The sequence below is a fragment of the Gimesia fumaroli genome (genome assembly GCF_007754425.1).
Taxonomy (GTDB): domain Bacteria; phylum Planctomycetota; class Planctomycetia; order Planctomycetales; family Planctomycetaceae; genus Gimesia; species Gimesia fumaroli.
The window spans coordinates 4,307,786-4,326,285 of record NZ_CP037452.1 but is presented as its reverse complement, the minus strand read 5'-3'; the positions used below and the strand labels follow the sequence as shown (position 1 = coordinate 4,326,285).

Sequence of the window (18,500 nt, the reverse complement as noted above, 5' to 3'; positions counted from 1 at the left end):
TCGACTTGAAACAGTGGCATATTGATTTTTCACCAGAAGACTGGTCCAGACGTACAAGTTTAAGTAGATGTTTCCTATTTTATCATTTACGTTTGATTACTATTAATATCTCATTTTCATTGAATTTGTATAGATAATTCGAAATTCGTACGGTATTCTCCTCCTTCTGTTTTTGTACATAAAACCATGCCGCTGTCACTAAATTGACAATATGGATAGGTGATATCCGCAGTGTTTATGTACTGATTCGCATTGCCATTCATTTGTTGTCCACAGTGAAGCAGCAATAGATTTACATTCGGTTGAGAGGAGTTCACCGTGCTCATATCCAATTGGCTCAGTTCTTTGGTTTCCCGTATTCGTCGCCGCCCTCGCTACAATTCCCGCGCGCGACGTGCCATTCGAAAACGGTGGCAAGCCATCCAGCAAAACCGACTCACAACTGTAGATCGCCTGGAAGACCGGACACTTTTAACGGCACAGATCATTGACAATGGCGATACGGGATTCAGTCAGACAGGCACCTGGATCAGCGCGAGCGGCAACCCCACCTTTTATCAAGGCGATTATTCTTATGTAGATGGGGTTGGAGGCACGGGGCAGAATACATCGTCCTGGGCATTCTCAAATCTTTCGGCCGGAACCTATCGGGTCTCAGGAACCTGGGTGCCGGAACCAAACGGAGGGGCAACAAACATGCCGGTCACGATTTCAGGAATTGTGGGGGGCGATGTTTCCATGTCCGTTAATGAACAAGTACTGGAACACGATCTGTTTGATGACGGTTTCTATTGGCAGGATCTGGGCTATTTTCAGCAATGGCACAATTACAGTAACGATTTCCGATAATCAGACCGACGGTTACGTGCTTGCGGAAGCATATCGGGTCGAGAAAATCAGCGAGCTTTCGATTTCTGATGTCACCGTTGATGAAGATGCCGGAACCGCGACGTTTAGCGTCACATCCAGTCTGGCCGCAGGCAGCGCCTTTTCTGTCGATTATGCGACAGCCGACGGGACCGCCACTGCTGGATCAGACTATACTGCTGCGTCCGGTACGTTGAACTTTACCGGTAGTTCGGCTGGTGAAACACAAACGATTATGGTTAATATCAGTGATGATACCACACAGGAATCGGATGAAGCATTTCTGGTCAATCTCTCGAACGTGCAGGCAACCGGTCTGATCGTTGGCCTGGTGGATTCTCAGGCAACGGGAACAATCGTCAATGATGACTATCTCAAAATCATTGACAATGGCGATGCCGGATTCAGTCAGACAGGCACCTGGATCAGCGCGAGCGGTAACCCCACCTTTTATCAAGGCGATTATTCTTATGTAGATGGGGTTGGAGGCACGGGGCAGAATACATCGTCCTGGGCATTCTCAAATCTTTTGGCCGGAACCTATCGGGTCTCAGGAACCTGGGTGCCGGAACCAAACGGAGGGGCAACAAACATGCCGGTCACGATTTCAGGAATCGTGGGGGGCGATGTTTCCATGTCCGTTAATGAACAAGTACTGGAACACGATCTGTTTGACGATGGGGTCTATTGGCAGGACCTGGGTTACTTTCAAATTGCTGCAAACGGTACGATCACTGTGACCATTTCCGATGATCAGACGGATGGTTATGTGCTCGCCGAAGCGTATCGGGTCGAGAAAATCAATGCCGACAGTACCCTTTCGATTTCTGATGTCACCGTTGATGAAGATGCCGGAACCGCGACGTTTAGCGTCACATCCAGTCTGGCCGCAGGCAGCGCCTTTTCTGTCGATTATGCGACAGCCGACGGGACCGCCACTGCTGGATCAGACTATACTGCTGCGTCCGGTACGTTGAACTTTACCGGTAGTTCGGCTGGTGAAACACAAACGATTACGGTTAATATCAGTGATGATACCACACAGGAATCGGATGAAGCATTTCTGGTCAATCTCTCGAACGTGCAGGCAACCGGTCTGATCGTTGGCCTGGTGGATTCTCAGGCAACGGGAACAATCGTCAATGATGACTATCTCAAAATCATTGACAATGGCGATGCCGGATTCAGTCAGACAGGCACCTGGATCAGCGCGAGCGGCAACCCCACCTTTTATCAAGGCGATTATTCTTATGTAGATGGGGTTGGAGGCACGGGGCAGAATACATCGTCCTGGGCATTCTCAAATCTTTTGGCCGGAACCTATCGGGTCTCAGGAACCTGGGTGCCGGAACCAAACGGAGGGGCAACAAACATGCCGGTCACGATTTCAGGAATCGTGGGGGGGGATGTTTCCATGTCCGTTAATGAACAAGTACTGGAACACGATCTGTTTGACGATGGGGTCTATTGGCAGGACCTGGGTTACTTTCAAATTGCTGCAAACGGTACGATCACTGTGACCATTTCCGATGATCAGACGGATGGTTATGTGCTCGCCGAAGCGTATCGGGTCGAGAAAATCAATGCCGACAGTACCCTTTCGATTTCTGATGTCACCGTTGATGAAGATGCCGGAACCGCGACGTTTAGCGTCACATCCAGTCTGGCCGCAGGCAGCGCCTTTTCTGTCGATTATGCGACAGCCGACGGGACCGCCACTGCTGGATCAGACTATACTGCTGCGTCCGGTACGTTGAACTTTACCGGTAGTTCGGCTGGTGAAACACAAACGATCACAGTGAGTCTCGTTGATGATTTCATCGTCGAGTCCGATGAAACGTTTCTCGTCAATCTGAGTAATCTGGTCACCAGTGGTACTATCACACTGGCAGACTCTCAAGGGGTAGCCACAATCATTGATGACGACAGTGTCAAGATTGATGGCACAGCCGATGCGGATGACTTTCAGGTACAGATGAATGCAGATGGTGTGACACTGGAAGTCTGGAACGGTGCTTCTCTCGCATTTTCGGATCTCCTGACCAATGTGATGGAACTCAATATCAACGGCGGCGCGGGGGATGATACCTTCACGGTGGATCTGAGTAACGGTCTCCCGTTCCCCTTCGGTAATATCAACTTTGATGGCGCAGCCGATGGAGGTTCGGTTGTACTCGAATCGGGCAGCTATGCTGGCTCGCTGACGACCGTCTCTCATACCTTGAACAGTGAGACTTCAGGCACAATCTCGATCGATGGTCAGCTGATCAATTATATAAGCACCGGTTCGCTCGCCGACAATCTGGATGTCACTAATCGGGTGTTTGATTTCCTGGGCGGTGCAGAGACCGTCACGCTGTCCGACACCGGCACCAGCAGCGACGGGCTTTCCAGCATTGACTCCACTTTAGGCGCTGCGGTCACCTTTGTGAATACGGTTGCTGCCGTCAGTCTCCTGACCGGTTCCGGCAGTGGCGCTGATGCGATCAACGTCATAGGGCTCGACAGTCTGAATGCAGCCGACTTCACTATTACCGGCGACAGTGACGATGATGTGACGTTCCTGACCAATGCCACGGCCATGGGAGCCAATGATCTGACGGTTGCCGCGCAGACAATTACTGTCAGCAGCGGCATTTCGTCTTCGACAGGCGCAATCTCTCTCACCACCAGCAAAAATATTCTGCTCAACTCCGGCAGCAGTCTGACCACCGTGGACGGTGGCATCACGCTCCTCGCCAATAACGGCGGGACCGCTACAGGTACCTTCAGCGGTATCGAAGCGAATAACGCCACAATTCAATCCACGGGGACTGGGACGATCCTATTAACCGGCTACGGAGAAAATAAAGAAGGAATATATTTACATGACGGTACAACAATCAGTTCCACCGCAACCGGTGTGTCTGCGGGAACGATCACTCTGAATGGAATCGCAGGAACCGGTGCTTCGAATCAGCATGGGATCCTGGCAATTATTACTTCGATTGAGAGTGTTGATGGTGCGATTTCACTGACGGGGCAGGGGGGCGGTGATGGAGCAGGAATTTTGAACAACGGGCTTTATCTTGATAACATTGACATCCATTCGACTGGTACCGGCGTCAATGCAGCCACGATCTCCCTGGACGGGACAGGGGGAGTTGGATCCAGCATCGTGCGCGGTGTCCAGACTGGGGCACTTTCTCTAACAAGTGTTGATGGTGACATTTCCATTGCCGGTGTGGGGCAAGGGGATGTAGCCGGAAGCGACAATATAGGGATTGTGCTGGGATCGGCCACGACCATCTCTTCAATGGGGACTGGAGTCGACGCTGCCGATATCAGCGTACACGGCACCGCGGGCGCAGGAGCTTCCTACAACCAGGGCATTTATGCGAGTGGTCAGGTCAATACGAGCAGTGTTGCAGGCGATATTTCTGTTGTCTCGGATGGTAATTTCTTCATCAGTACCAACAGCGCGATTACCTCGACTTCAGGAGATATTGCGGTCGATGTGAATTACTCCAATGCCAGCAATGTTGGTACGCTGTCTATGAACAATACCACTTCCTTTATGACAGGCAGCGGGGATATCGATGTGGATGCAGACGGTGATATCTCGTTGACACGCATCTCTACGACAGGAAACGTGACCATTGATTCGACGTCCGGCGCGATCCTGGACAATGATGACACTTATATCGACATCATCGCTGGCACCGCTGCTCTGGCGGCCGCCGGTTCGATTGGGACTTCCGGCAACCCGTTGACGGCCCAGATGGATGCCCATACCGCTGTCTCGGGAATCAGCGACATTCATATCAACAATCGCGAGCTGTTTTCTGTCAATGACATCAGTGTTAACGAAGACGGCACTTTCACCTTTACCGTAAGCATTGACCACGCCACGGACCAGAACGTGACCGTCCTGGCCAGTACTGCGTATGGCACCGCCGATGCAGGGGACCTGACTCCGATCAGCAATCAGCTGGTCACGATTGTTGCCGGACAGACTTCAGCGACTGTCACCGTGAATATCACCGATGATAGTCTGGTGGAAGACGACGAAACCTTCACCGTGGTACTTTCCGATCCTAAATACAATGGCGCCACGAATACCACAAGGGTCAACATCGGAGATGGAACTGGAGCCAGCACAATCTTGGACAACGACACGGCTTCCTTGTCTATCGACAACATCAGTGTTAATGAATCCGATGGCACTGCAACACTCACAGTCACTCTGGACAACAGCGTTGATGCCGGCTTCACGGTAGATTATTCCGCCCAGGCCAGCACAGCAACCATGGGCAGCGACTACACACTGGCAGCCGGTCAATTAACTTTTGCGGGCACGGCGAATGAAACACAAACGATCACAGTGACGATTAATGACGATACGACAGTTGAAGGCCTCGAAAGTCTGTTTGTGAATCTCACAGGTATCACAGTTCCAGGAAACCGGAATATTGGCTTCGCAGATTCCCAGGGCGAAATATCAATCACTGATAATGATAGTGCTACGCTATCGATTAGTGATCGAACTGTTGACGAAGACGCGGGGACCACAACTTTCACATTAACTCTGGACCAGACCGTACAGAATGGCGTCAGCGTCGACTGGTCGACCGCCGATGGTACGGCGACTGCTGGAAGCGACTATACAGCCGATTCAGGCACACTCAACTTTACGGGAACCGTCGGAGAAACTCAAACGATTACTGTGACACTGAACGATGATATGGTTGTCGAGTCTGATGAAACGTTTCTAGTCAACTTGAGTAGTCTAACTGCTGCTGGAGATGTCACTCTGACACAGTCTCAAGCCACGGCAACGATGACAGATAATGATAGTGCCACTCTATCGATTGACAATCTTAGCGTCGACGAAGATGCGGGAACCGCAACACTCACGGTATCACTGGATCAGGCAGTGCAGGGGGGAGTGTACGTTGACTGGTCAACTGCTGATGGTACTGCTGTCGCTGGTTCCGATTACACAGCCGGCTCCGGTACTCTTAATTTCACTGGAACAATGGGTGAAATTCAAACCATTACAGTGACCCTCACAGATGACAGCATTGTAGAACTGAATGAAACGATTCTGGTCAATCTCGAGAATCTTGTTGCCAATGGTAATGTTACGCTGGTGCAGAATCAGGCGACTCTTACTATCACAGATGAAGACAGCGCAAGTCTGTCAATCGCTGATATTTCTTTCAATGAAAGTGAGGGGACCGCAACATTCACAGTAACACTGGACGAAGCAGTACAAGGAGGTGTTTCTGTCGACTGGGCAACCTCTGACAACACTGCTATTGCAGGTACAGATTATACGGCTGGCTCAGGGGCACTCAACTTCACCGGAACAGCCGGCGAAACAGAGACCATTACCATCACGATTGCTGATGACAGTGATGTCGAACTCGATGAAACATTCCTGGTGAACCTAAGTGATTTAATTGCGAATGGTAATGTTACGTTGGTCCAGACACAGGCTACAGCGACTGTAATGAATGACGATGGTACTGACCTGTCTATTTCGAATGTGGTTGTTGATGAAACGGCAAACAGTGTTACTTTTTCTGTTACATCCACTGTGGCAATTGGAAGTGCGTTTTCCGTAGAGTTTGCAACAGCTGATGGTACTGCAGAAGACGGTTCTGACTATACATCAACAAGTGGAACCTTATATTTCGCAGGAAATGTCGATAATGAAACTCAAACTATCACGGTGACTTTAAGTGATGACTCAATAGTCGAATTGGACGAAACCTTGCTGGTCATTCTTACTAACCTGAGTAACAACGCAAGCGTGACCCTCACACAAAGCCAGGCCACCGCCACCATTACCGACAATGAGAGCGCGACACTGTCGATTGGAAACCAAACCGTTGACGAGGATGCCGGAACAGTTACATTCACGGTGACCTTAGATCAGGCCGTTCAGAGCGGTGTCAGTGTTGACTGGTCAACTGCTGACGGGACGGCTGCCGCTGGTTCCGATTACACTGCCAGTTCCGGGACACTCAACTTCACCGGAACAGCCGGCGAAACCCAGACAATTACCATCACGATTGCGGACGACGGTGTCGTGGAACTGGATGAAACGCTGCTGGTCAACCTCGGTAGTCTCGTAGCCAGTGGAGACGTGACACTCGCGCAAACGCAGGCCACCGCCACCATTACCGACAATGAGATCGCGACACTGTCGATTGGAAACCAAACTGTTGACGAGGATGCAGGAACAGTTACCTTCACGGTGACCTCAGATCAGGCCGTACAAAGCGGTGTCAGTGTTGACTGGTCGACTGCTGACGGGACGGCTGCCGCTGGTTCCGATTACACGGCCGGTTCCGGGACACTCAACTTCACCGGAACAGCTGGCGAAACCCAGACCATTACCATCATGATTGCGGATGACGGTATCGTGGAACTGGATGAAACGCTGCGAATCAATCTTGGTAGTCTCGTAGCCAGTGGAGACGTGACACTCGCGCAAACGCAGGCCACCGCCACCATTACCGACAATGACAGCGCCAGTCTGTCCATCGCCGATGTCAGCGTCAATGAGAATGCAGGAACAGCCACGATCACGGTGACCTTAGATCAGGCCGTTCAGAGCGGTGTCAGTGTTGACTGGTCGACCGTAGACGGGACGGCTGCCGCTGGTTCCGATTACACGGCCGGTTCCGGGACACTCAACTTCACCGGAACAGCTGGCGAAACCCAGACCATTACCATCATGATTGCTGACGACAACGTTGTGGAACTGGATGAAGCCCTGCTGGTGAATCTTAGTAGCCTCGTAGCCGATGGCGATGTCACACTCGCACAGACTCAGGCCACCGCCACCATTCAGAACAATGACAGCGCCAACCTGTCCATTGACGATGTCAGCGTCAATGAGAATGCAGGAACAGCCACGTTCACGGTGACCTTAGATCAGGCGGTGCAGGATGGTCTAACCGTTGACTTCTCGATCAACGATAACACTGCATTAGTAAACAACGACTATCAACGATTATCCGGCATGACAGGGACGCTTGTCTTCTCTGGTAGTGTCAATGAAACTCAGACAATCACCGTTAATATCATTGATGATAATATCGTCGAATTAACGCAAACGTTTTCAGCAGAACTTTCGAATGTTTTGTATGCCGGTATCACAGCGGCCCCCCTCTTAACGATTGCTGACAGTACCGGGGTTGCAACCATTACGGACGATGAGCCCGCTGCAAACATCAGTATTGCCGATGTTGCCGCAGCTGAAGATGGTGGCTTTGATTTTGAGATCTCACTGGATCGAGTTGCCGACAAGGATATCACGGTCGTCTTGAACACGGCTTATGGAACAGCTGACAGTGCAGACTTCATGGCCATCGCAAATCAGGTTGTTACAATTGCTGCTGGTTCCACAAGTGTTCTGGTGCCTGTCACCGTCAATGCGGATCTATCTATTGAGAGTGATGAAGACTTCACGGCAGCCCTGACAGACCCTCGGATTGATGGTGTCAGTGATTCCATGAAAGTCACTCTGGCAGATGATACGGCGACGGGAACAATCCAAAATGACGACGTCGCTACAATCTCCATCAGCGATGCCACAGTCGATGAAGACGCGGGTACGGCAACGTTTTATGTCTCGGTCAGTCATCAAATCGGACAAGTCTTTAGCATTGATTACACCACGGCCGATTCCACAGCCACAACCAGCGATGGAGACTATCTTGCCAATTCAGGAACCCTGGTCTTTTTCGGAAACGCCGACACTCCCATGGGAGTGGAAACGTTAGCCATCACTATCTTGATCAATAACGATCAAAAATCAGAGTCGACTGAAAACTTCTACGTTAATCTTTCCGGGCTTTCTCTCAGTTCGCCCGACCTGATGCTTGGTGATTCACAAGGCGAAGCGACGATTAACGATGATGACAGTGCTTCGTTCTCAATCAATGACATTACCGTAAACGAAGCCGCGGGCATTGCGGAATTCACGGTATCCCTAAACAAAACCGTCGATTCCGGTGTCTCTGTTGACTGGTCCACCGCTAACGACACAGCAACCCAGGGTGCAGATTACACTCCAGATTCTGGTACTCTGAACTTCACCGGAACTGCCGGCCAAGAAATAAAAATCAGCATTACGTTACCTCAGGATACGGACGTTGAATCCGCGGAACAATTCTTAGTCAACTTGACGAACGCGCAAAGTTCCGGTCAAAGTGTTGGCATCTCTGATGCACAGGGAGTTGCCACAATCACCGATGACGACAGTGCATCTCTGGCTATCAATGATATTTCTGTCAATGAAGGAAATGGCACAGCCACTTTCACGGTAACACTCAGCGGGCAAGTAGGTGAATCGGTCACCGTGGACTGGTCGACCGTCGATAATACTGCTAATGAAATTGACGACTACTTCGCCGATTCAGGGACACTCACCTTTGCCGGCAATAATGGAGAAACTCAAACGATTACCGTGGACCTGCAGGCTGATCAGATTCTGGAAGCCGCCGAGAGCTTCTATGTCAATCTGACCAACGCGTCTGCCGCAACAAAGAGTGTCACGATTTCTGATAATCAGGGTGAGGCCACGATCTCTGCAAATGCGGAAGAATTCTCGATCAACGATGTCATTCTTACCGAAGGGAACGGTGTGGGAACCAAGGTCATGACGTTCACCGTCACCCGTTCTGGTGCTGATCTGACAAGCGCGGCAACAATCGATTTCCGCACACTCACAGACCCCACCACATTAGGCGGTGGTGACTACGTCGCCATCACGACACCAATCACGCTCACGTTTGCAGCCGCCGATCCGGGAACTGACACCCAAACTCAGACCGTCAGTGTCACAATCAACAAAGATGACATTGTAGAACTCGACGAAGAATTCACCGTCCAAATTGAAAACGCCTCCATGGGAACCATTGCCAAAGCGCAGGGCATTGGCACGATTGCCAATGATGATCAGGCAACACTCTCGTTCTCTGGGCTGCAGTTTTCCGAAAATAATTCGACTGCCACACTTGTCGTCACTTTAGACAAAGCTGTTACCGGAGGTCTGACGGTAGACTGGGTTACGGCGGATATCGATGCACTGGACGGCATAGATTACACCGCCGACGCTGGCACGCTTACTTTTACCGGTAATGCCAACGAAACCGAGACGATTACAATCACTCTTTTAAATGATGTTTATGTCGAACCAGACGAGTCATTTGCCATCAACTTCAGTGACTTGGCAATCGGAGATACACTACTTGATGAGAAAGTCAGAGAAGAGCTTCTACAGAACGTCTCTCTGACCAGCGAGAGCGCCGTCGTTGATATCCTGAATGATGACGACTCCAGTAGTCCAAGCATCTACATCATCAAATCTCTTTATGATCTGGAAGCACCTCTTGAGGAAGTGTTGTTCAAAGTCGTCTTAAGTCAGACCGTGGTTAATGGTGCATCATTCAGCTATACTACTGTTGATGGAACTGCAGTCGCGGGCGAAGATTATTATGGAGCATCAGGCACGATCAATTTCCAGGGGAATGCGGGAGAAGAACAGTTCATCACTGTATACCTTATGGGCGACTCTATCCCTGAACTCGATGAAATCTTTTATCTGGAACTGACACAGTTAACCGGAACGCCGCTCCCCATCGATCAGTCGAATAATTATGCAACAATATACGATAGTGGCAGAACTCCTCTCCCCGTTACCATCGAAGACGTTACTGTTAACGAAGGCGACGAAGTCGCGCACGTTACCGTTTCAATCCCACAGTCAACTCTGGTTGACCTTTCTATGCTGGTCAATACAGGCGATGTCTCCGATACCGCCGGGGCTGCCGATTACTTCACTCTGACGGATTACCTGGTCACGATCCCCGCCGGCGAAACGTCAGTGGCCATCGACGTTCCCCTCTATCGCGACCTCTTGGTCGAAGAAGACGAAACCTTTACGATCAGTCTTTCCGATCTCAGTGCGAACGCTGGCGGTGGCTGGGCAACCTTCTTCGGTGGTGATGACACCGCCGTCGTCACAATCACCGACACGGAAACCACCGGTCTCAGCGTGTCTGATGTCACCGTGGATGAAACCGCCAGCACCGCCACCTTCACGGTTTCTCTCGCTACAAAAGCGACAGATGCCGTCACCTTCGATGTCTCTACACTGGATGGCACCGCGACCGCCGGTTCAGACTATACCGCCATCAGCAGCCAGCCTTACGCCATCACCGCCGGTCAGACATCTATCGACATCACCGTCAGTCTTACAAACGATACGCTCTTCGAAGGAGATGAAACCTTCTCGCTCGTGCTTTCGAATATCCTCGTTGGGGGCGTCGTCGACGACCGTCTAACCATCCTTAACAACACCGGCGTTGCCACCATTGAGGATGATGAAGCGGCCAGCATCACTATTGCCGACCTCTCCGTTAATGAAGCTGCCGGAACTGCCACCGTCACAGTCACAGTCGATCAGGCGGTTGGCTACGCTTTCAGTGTCGACTGGGCAACCCAGGGGCAAACGGCAACCGGCCAGTCCGATTATACTACCAGTTCCGGCACACTCAACTTTACCGGTATGTCTGCCAACGAAACTCAGCAAATCACTGTCCCCATCACCGACGACGACCTCGTTGAATGGGATGAAATCTTCCTGGTCAATCTCAGCAATGTCTCTGTCTCGGGGGCGAATGTCACCATTGCCGACAATCAGGCCGAAGTCACCATCACCGGCAATAACGATATCGCACAGCTTAGCATCGGCGATTTGACGGCTCTCGAACATAGCCAGTTCGGCTTCGAAATCACCCTCGACAAAGCCGCCACGAAAGATATCACTGTGCTCGTCAGCACCGCCGATGGTACGGCAAACTCGTCCGATTACACCGCGCTCACTGATTACCTGGTCACCATTGCCGCCGGTGAAACTTCGGCTGTCGTCTATGTCGATGTGATCGATGATACCCTGATCGAAGCCAGCGAAACCTTCACCGTCTCACTTAGCGGCGAACTGATCGACGGTGCTACTGATGCCTCCCGCGTCGGTATTGCCGACGGTTCCGCGACCGGTACCATTTCCAACAACGACTTCTCCGATCCATCGACCACGGCCAACGCCGTCGATGACTATTACTTCGTCAAAGTCGAAGACCTGGGGACTACCTTTGAACTGAACGTCCTCAACAACGACACCCGCACCGGCACCACAACGATTACTTCCATTACATCCGCATCCGGCGGCGGCACCGCTGCGGTCGGGCAGACCGCCGGCGATGATATCGTGATCTTCACCCCCAGTGATTACGCATCCGGCACGATCACCTTCAATTATACCTTTGAAGACTCCGCCCTCAACACCGGCACTGGTCAGGTCACCATTGTGATTGTCGACGCCTACGGCATATACGGTAATTTCAAGAACGACCGTTACGAGCCCGGCATCGATACCCCGTCACTCGGAAAAGTCCCCGAATACATTTCCCAGGAAGGCTTCGCCGCCGACTATCTCACGAAGTTCGACAGTCCTTCATTGATCGACGACACCGAAACCGTCGATACCCTGGACACGGTCATCTATCAGAATGCTTTGGGCACCGGCGGCAGCTTCTCGGTCACGACCGAAATTGACTCGACCCTCACCCGCGATTACACCGATCTGGGAGGTGGCAACTGGAGCTATCAGGAGACACTTCAATCGACCTACACGATTACCACCAGCTTTTCCGAAGCGATCGGCGTGTCCGGATTTAACACCATCGACCTGGTTCAGTCAGGCAGTCACAACTATCAGTATAACCTTGACTACACCGCCGCCGGCACCGGGAATGCCACCACAACCTGGACCCTCACTGAAAACGCCAGCGATCATTACGAAATCGACGCCGACTTCTCCATCGAAGAAGCAGGCGAAGACGAATTCACAACGGTCGTCACCGAAACCATCCTCGACAGCACTTATAACTACGGCAATCAATCGTTCACTCTTTCAGCCTCGGAAACCCGCGAAGATGACGGTATGGGGGGCGACATCCTGATCGCCGAAGCGCATGCTATCACGCTGTTCCAGTACGACGAATACAAAGAGGAAATCACGTCCACCGCCACCGTTGCCCAGGGCATGGCCCAACTCGGCACGACCGTCATCTTCGTCAACACCTACGGCTCCAACCAGTGGACCCGCAGTTCAGACCGCGATTACGATTACGACGCCGTCAACGACGAGTACAGCAACTTCGAAGGTTTCAACTACAGTTCCAACGGCACCGACCATTATTCATCCGTCGAATCAACCAACATCCTAGGCACTATCACCACCACGGAAGATATCACCGTCTCGGAAGAAACGACCGACGCAAACGGCGTCGTCACCCCCGCTGTCGTTCTCTCGACCACCATCACCACAGACAACGATATCGACATCGACACCACCGACGTCACCCACGATGAATTTTCCTTCAGCTACATCGGCGACAAAGACTTCAACAACCTCGGCTCCAACACTCTCGACACCGAGCTGACCACCTACTCCTACACCGACTCCGGCTACAGCGACTATAGCACAGACGCTTATTCCGAAGTCGATGTCAACACCGTTAACGACAACGGCACCAGCCGTCTCTACACACTCGATGACAGCATCGAGAATTCTCACTCCGAATACGAAACCACCACCAGCAATACCAGCCGTTCCGGAAACACCAGCGGAAACGCCCACTCGGAATACACATCCTCCGGCTGGAGTAATTACGACACTTATGCCTCGACGATCTTAGAATCCAATGATGTAAGTGATCCCGATATTGTTTCCAATTTCACCTCGATTGAAATCACCGACATTGATGGCAGTGACAACTACCGGGATATCGAAATCCTGGACGAACAACTTATCAGTGGTCACCTGGAAGGCACATCTTCGTACCTGTCATCCAGTCACGGTGTCGATCATCACAGCCTCTCTTCTACAACTTCAACAACATCGGTCAACACGGAATATCCCGGTTCCCAGTTGACTGTCATTTCTCTGATCGAGACAACCGATGCGGGAACAACGAACTGGGGTTCGAACTATTCCAACAAAGGCAACTATCAGAGATACGATGCCATCAATCCGATCTCGTCTCCCGGCCTGATTTATCATTCCTCTAATCTGGAGAATTACGCTGACACCTCTTCAGGAAACCGGGTGACAACCTACCATACCCTCGATACATCCAATTACAATGAGGGTGCATCCGTGATCGTGAACACGTCTGACGATTACGACGAAACAAATCGTTCCTACGACTTCGTGGAAACATCCTCTGGCTCTTCCGAATACACGACCGATGAAGTATCGAATGATTCCACCGGCGATGATCGGAAATCCACTTTCACCATCGACCAGGAAGACCAAACCAGCTACAAAGAATCAAACGGCAGCGTCACTTACGATATTGACCAGATTTCCACACAGTTTGCCGATACCGACATTGATGGCATCACAACCGATATGACAGCCCTTGACACATTCATTGAAACGGGCAGCAAGTCCTGGAATGTGAATGACGGCAGTGTCTCAACCTATTCCAGTACCGATGTCACAAACACCGTGGATGGCGGCGAAAACTGGACTGACGGATCGGGATCTAACAGTGAAGCGACCTCGCATGACTGGAGTGAATACAAGGAGTCTGGCACCAGCAATTTCACACAGCATTCAGAATCAGATCGCACCACCGTCGACGAAAGTGTCGCTGGTATCAAAAACACGGTGCACGTCGCTTCTGAGTATGATGAAACAAGCGGCACCGTCACCCCCGAAGAGGGTGCCACGCCGATCACAAACAACAGCTTCAACACCTCGCTCCGTACGGACGATTATCTCTATGCGGACGGGACGACTTCCAGTGTGGTCAATTCCGGGTCAGAGGAGAAAAGTGCCAGCCTTTATTCCCAGACCGAATCAAGCTCATTCGAACTGATCAATACCACGCACCCGGCAGTGACGAATGTGCAACAGGGGACTTACGAGAATACGCGTAGTCTTGGTGAGCGTTCTTCCGATGTGACTACCACGGAAATAACAACTACTACCGGCACGCTACTGACCGAAGAAACTCTCGATACAGAAAACACAAATCCTCTCGTCTCCGAGTATATCCTTGATAACATTCATTATGTGATACTGGGACAGATAACGAGTGAAGAAGTACTTACCGATCGATCTGTTTTCTCCAATGCAGAGACTACAGATGTGATCAAAATATCAGCGCAGTATTCAGGGCAGACAACTCCTGATATAGCAGCGATTATTATGAGACTGGACGAACGTGCGGGGTCTGCAACAACACAAAGTGAGGAACCGATTGCGCCGTATGCGGTCAGCGGTGAGTATGGCGGAAGTACTGGTGCTTCCTTTACAGTAGGCGATGGTTTATTTATCCCTTCTGGCAGCGTTTCTCCCCTAGGGGGCTCGTTTTATCAAATAAGCAAGAGTTCTTCTTTTTCTACGGATACCGGCAGCGATTCCCTGGGCAGTCGGGAAATTCTGAAGATCAACTTCCTCGGCACAATGGGGGTCGAAACGGAATCGTTCAGCGAATCGACCGGCACGAACGAATTAACCGATCATGATCTGTTGTACGAGACTTTCAATGCATCGCAGGTGACTCCAGTTCCAGATGACAGCAGTAGTTCTACTGCGTTGCCAGTCCCATCGTTCCAGACTTCCCACAGTAGTTATTCGGAAGACTTCGGTGACGATCCTCAAGACACTCACTCGACGACCACCTACCTTTCAACTGCGAGTTCTGAAGACGCCAATGGTAATGTAACTCTCACTACAACCAGACGTGTGACCGCCAATACGAATCAATCGTGGTTACTGGATGAAGAGAGTGAAAATGGAGGCGGCAATAACGGATTCAATGCGGATCTGAATGGCCATGGAAGTTCTTCCTATAGTGGCGTCTATGAGGAAACGGTCACCAGTGTTCCCGACCCGAATAATCCTGGCGAATATCTAACCTCTTCCGTTGTCACTCATGATTTCGTGACCCATTCGGAAGAGTATGTTCACAATGATTTTCGGTTCGGAGGCAGTAACCAGTTGGGTAGTGGTTGGGCTATCGATCTCCACTTCGTAGACATAAGAAATCACGTTGCCGATACCGAAGTCAGTGTGGTGGTTACGACAGACAGCAATGACGTCACAACCGAAACCGGTACCCGGCATACCTTCCGTGATAACTACGACCACACCAGTTATGCCCTCAGAGTGGATGGTAACTTCGGCGGCGGTAACGGCCTTTCGGGATCGTTTGGAATGTCAGTCGACGGCGGTACGACTTCATCTAGTACCGAAGATATTACGATGATCGATGGTACCATTACTGATCGAGCTATTACGGAACTTCTCACCAGTTCTAATGGCAATCACTTCCAAATGTCCGCTTCAGGCGATGGATTTGAATTTGTCGCCAGTAGCGGCAGTGCTAATTTTCTAGAGCAGCACAAAAGAGGTAATCTGAATTATGAAGTGATTGAGGGGATCCGTAAGAACCAGTCCAACTATCGCAATATTATTGAAATCGATTCTAATAGTTACTTCTCTGGTAAATGGAAATCATCCGGAGGAACAAATGATAAAACCTTATATCGGATGACACGTTACTTTAACCAGGGCGGTGAAACAACCGATTTTCAGGTGAATCAATATGATAAAACCAGCAAACAGACGCAGGCAACCACAAATGGACAGACAGGAGATACAGGAACCCAGCAAGTTAAAAACGTGACCCATGTTGCGAATTCCAACGGCCTTGGTGATGAAACCGCTGGACCGGGAAACATTTTACGAACCACTACAGACATTTATTACACAAATACTGATGATCAAGGAAATTTGAATCATAGTAATGAAGCCCTCGGAGGCACGTCAGTCCAGACGTTGACCAACTCAGACGCAGACCAATTCGCGATATCCCTCCCGCCGCTTCCCATATTTGATCCGCTGTCATACGTATCAATCATGCTCGGATTTTTAAGTGATCCGGAACTATATTCAGGAACGCCAGGATTTCTTGAATTCGGATCGCCGCAAACCGCACCAGTCCCCACGGGCGATCCGGTTTCCAGCGGCACCCGGGAAGACGGCACCTACTGGGAACACTACGACAACGGCGACTACTGGCTCTATCGCGAATACGAGAGCGAAGGGGGCGAGCTCATAAACGAGGAATGGGGCTACAAAACCCAGTCGTTCAACGATCTGCTGCAGTCCTTCTACCAGTTGATCGAAGAAGCCAGACAAAACACCGTCATCGACAAGATCGACGACTTCTTCGCCGACCTGTCGGAAGTTGGGGACTTACTTAACGAAACCAACAATGTCCCCGATGAAGCAGAACAGGCAAGAGATGCGATTGCGGAGCTACAGGAAGATCACTTACCTGATCCTGCCACAATCAACCCCAGTCGTCGACCATTCGGCGTCTATAATGCGGATGCCCCCTGGTATGAAATTATTGTACATAATGAACTCGATGCTGAGGAAGCTGCAAATAAACAAAGACAAGATTTGTTAGATTCCTTTGTATATCAGTTAGGTGTGATACAGGCTCTCGAGGAAGATCTTGAATTAAAAGAGGGGATTCTTTCAGTTACAAGTTTCAACTGGCTGGATTATCTGACGGGAGGCAAGATTAGAGCAGAGAGACTGGAACTTCAAAAACAATTGGCAATTGCTCAAGCAGAGTTAAAAGCATTGCAAAATAAATTAAAAATTCATCTAAAAGATCAAATTGGGCCACTCTCGAATAAATTATTGAAAGAAAAGTTCCAGATGGCACTCGATACTGCGATAGCAAAAGGATACTTTAAGGATGTTGCTGAAGGAGACATAAAAGCATTAGAAACTGCTTTAAAGGACCCAGTAACCTATGCATATATCACAGGTGGGTTAGTCGCTTTGGGCGGTGCATATGCAGCTTCATTGACAAATGTTGGTGGATGGGCAGTGACTCTTCTGGGGAATGCACTGACTGCTGGGGCAGTTGGAAATGCGCTTAAAGATATCTATATAGCATATGAATTAGTAAATGGAATTGATTTTGAAGAGGAAGTCGATCCAGCAGCCCAAAAAATTGCCAGACTGTTAGTCTCAGCCTTTGAAGAAGGGGCATTAGCAGTTATAATTCAAGCAGGTGTAAGAGCTTTACCGAAGATCAAATTGTTTGGAGTTGATCCTGCAACACGAGCCGCTGACGAAACGGCAGGAGTCCTCGTTAATGGTCACTACATCAAGAATCCAACGGCAAAGAGTCTCAACTCCTTGCTCACCGACAGTGGCAAGATAGGTGGGAAACAGATGTCTGGCAGGTACATGTATGTTATCGATGATGCGGGAAACATCACAATTGGCACGAGAGCAGGGCAACGAATGCCTCATCCGACACTGATCGGCGGTGCGAATCCGCAAGTGCGTGGTGCGGGCATCGTAGATATTCGTGGCGGGCGAATTTTCTCAGTTGACAACGTATCCGGCCACTTTAAGCCGGGAGCAGGCTCGCTTGATGCAGCACGAAAGGCGTTCGGCAAACTGCCTGACAGTGCTTTTCATCGGAACTTTGAAGGTTACTTGCCGTATTCTCGTTGAGGAGTCTTGG

At 50.4% G+C, this 18,500-nt stretch carries 2 protein-coding genes; both read left to right on the top strand.

What is annotated here, in order from left to right:
• Positions 1-318: 318 nt before the first annotated feature.
• The gene (locus tag Enr17x_RS29650) at positions 319-849 is read left to right on the top strand and encodes a golvesin C-terminal-like domain-containing protein (protein ID WP_198000615.1); all 531 of its coding nucleotides are present in this window, start codon (positions 319-321) and stop codon (positions 847-849) included.
• Positions 779-18,490: a Calx-beta domain-containing protein gene (locus tag Enr17x_RS16300; RefSeq protein WP_198000614.1), complete on the top strand. Its 17,712-nt coding sequence runs from the start codon at positions 779-781 to the stop codon at positions 18,488-18,490. The genes Enr17x_RS29650 and Enr17x_RS16300 overlap by 71 nt, the downstream gene beginning before the upstream one ends.
• The last annotated feature ends 10 nt before the right edge of the window (positions 18,491-18,500 follow it).

Excerpts from the sequence above, each read along its gene's own strand:
- Enr17x_RS16300 (WP_198000614.1), top strand. The coding sequence starts at position 779 with ATGACGGTTTCTATTGGCAGGATCTGGGCTATTTTCAGCAATGGCACA.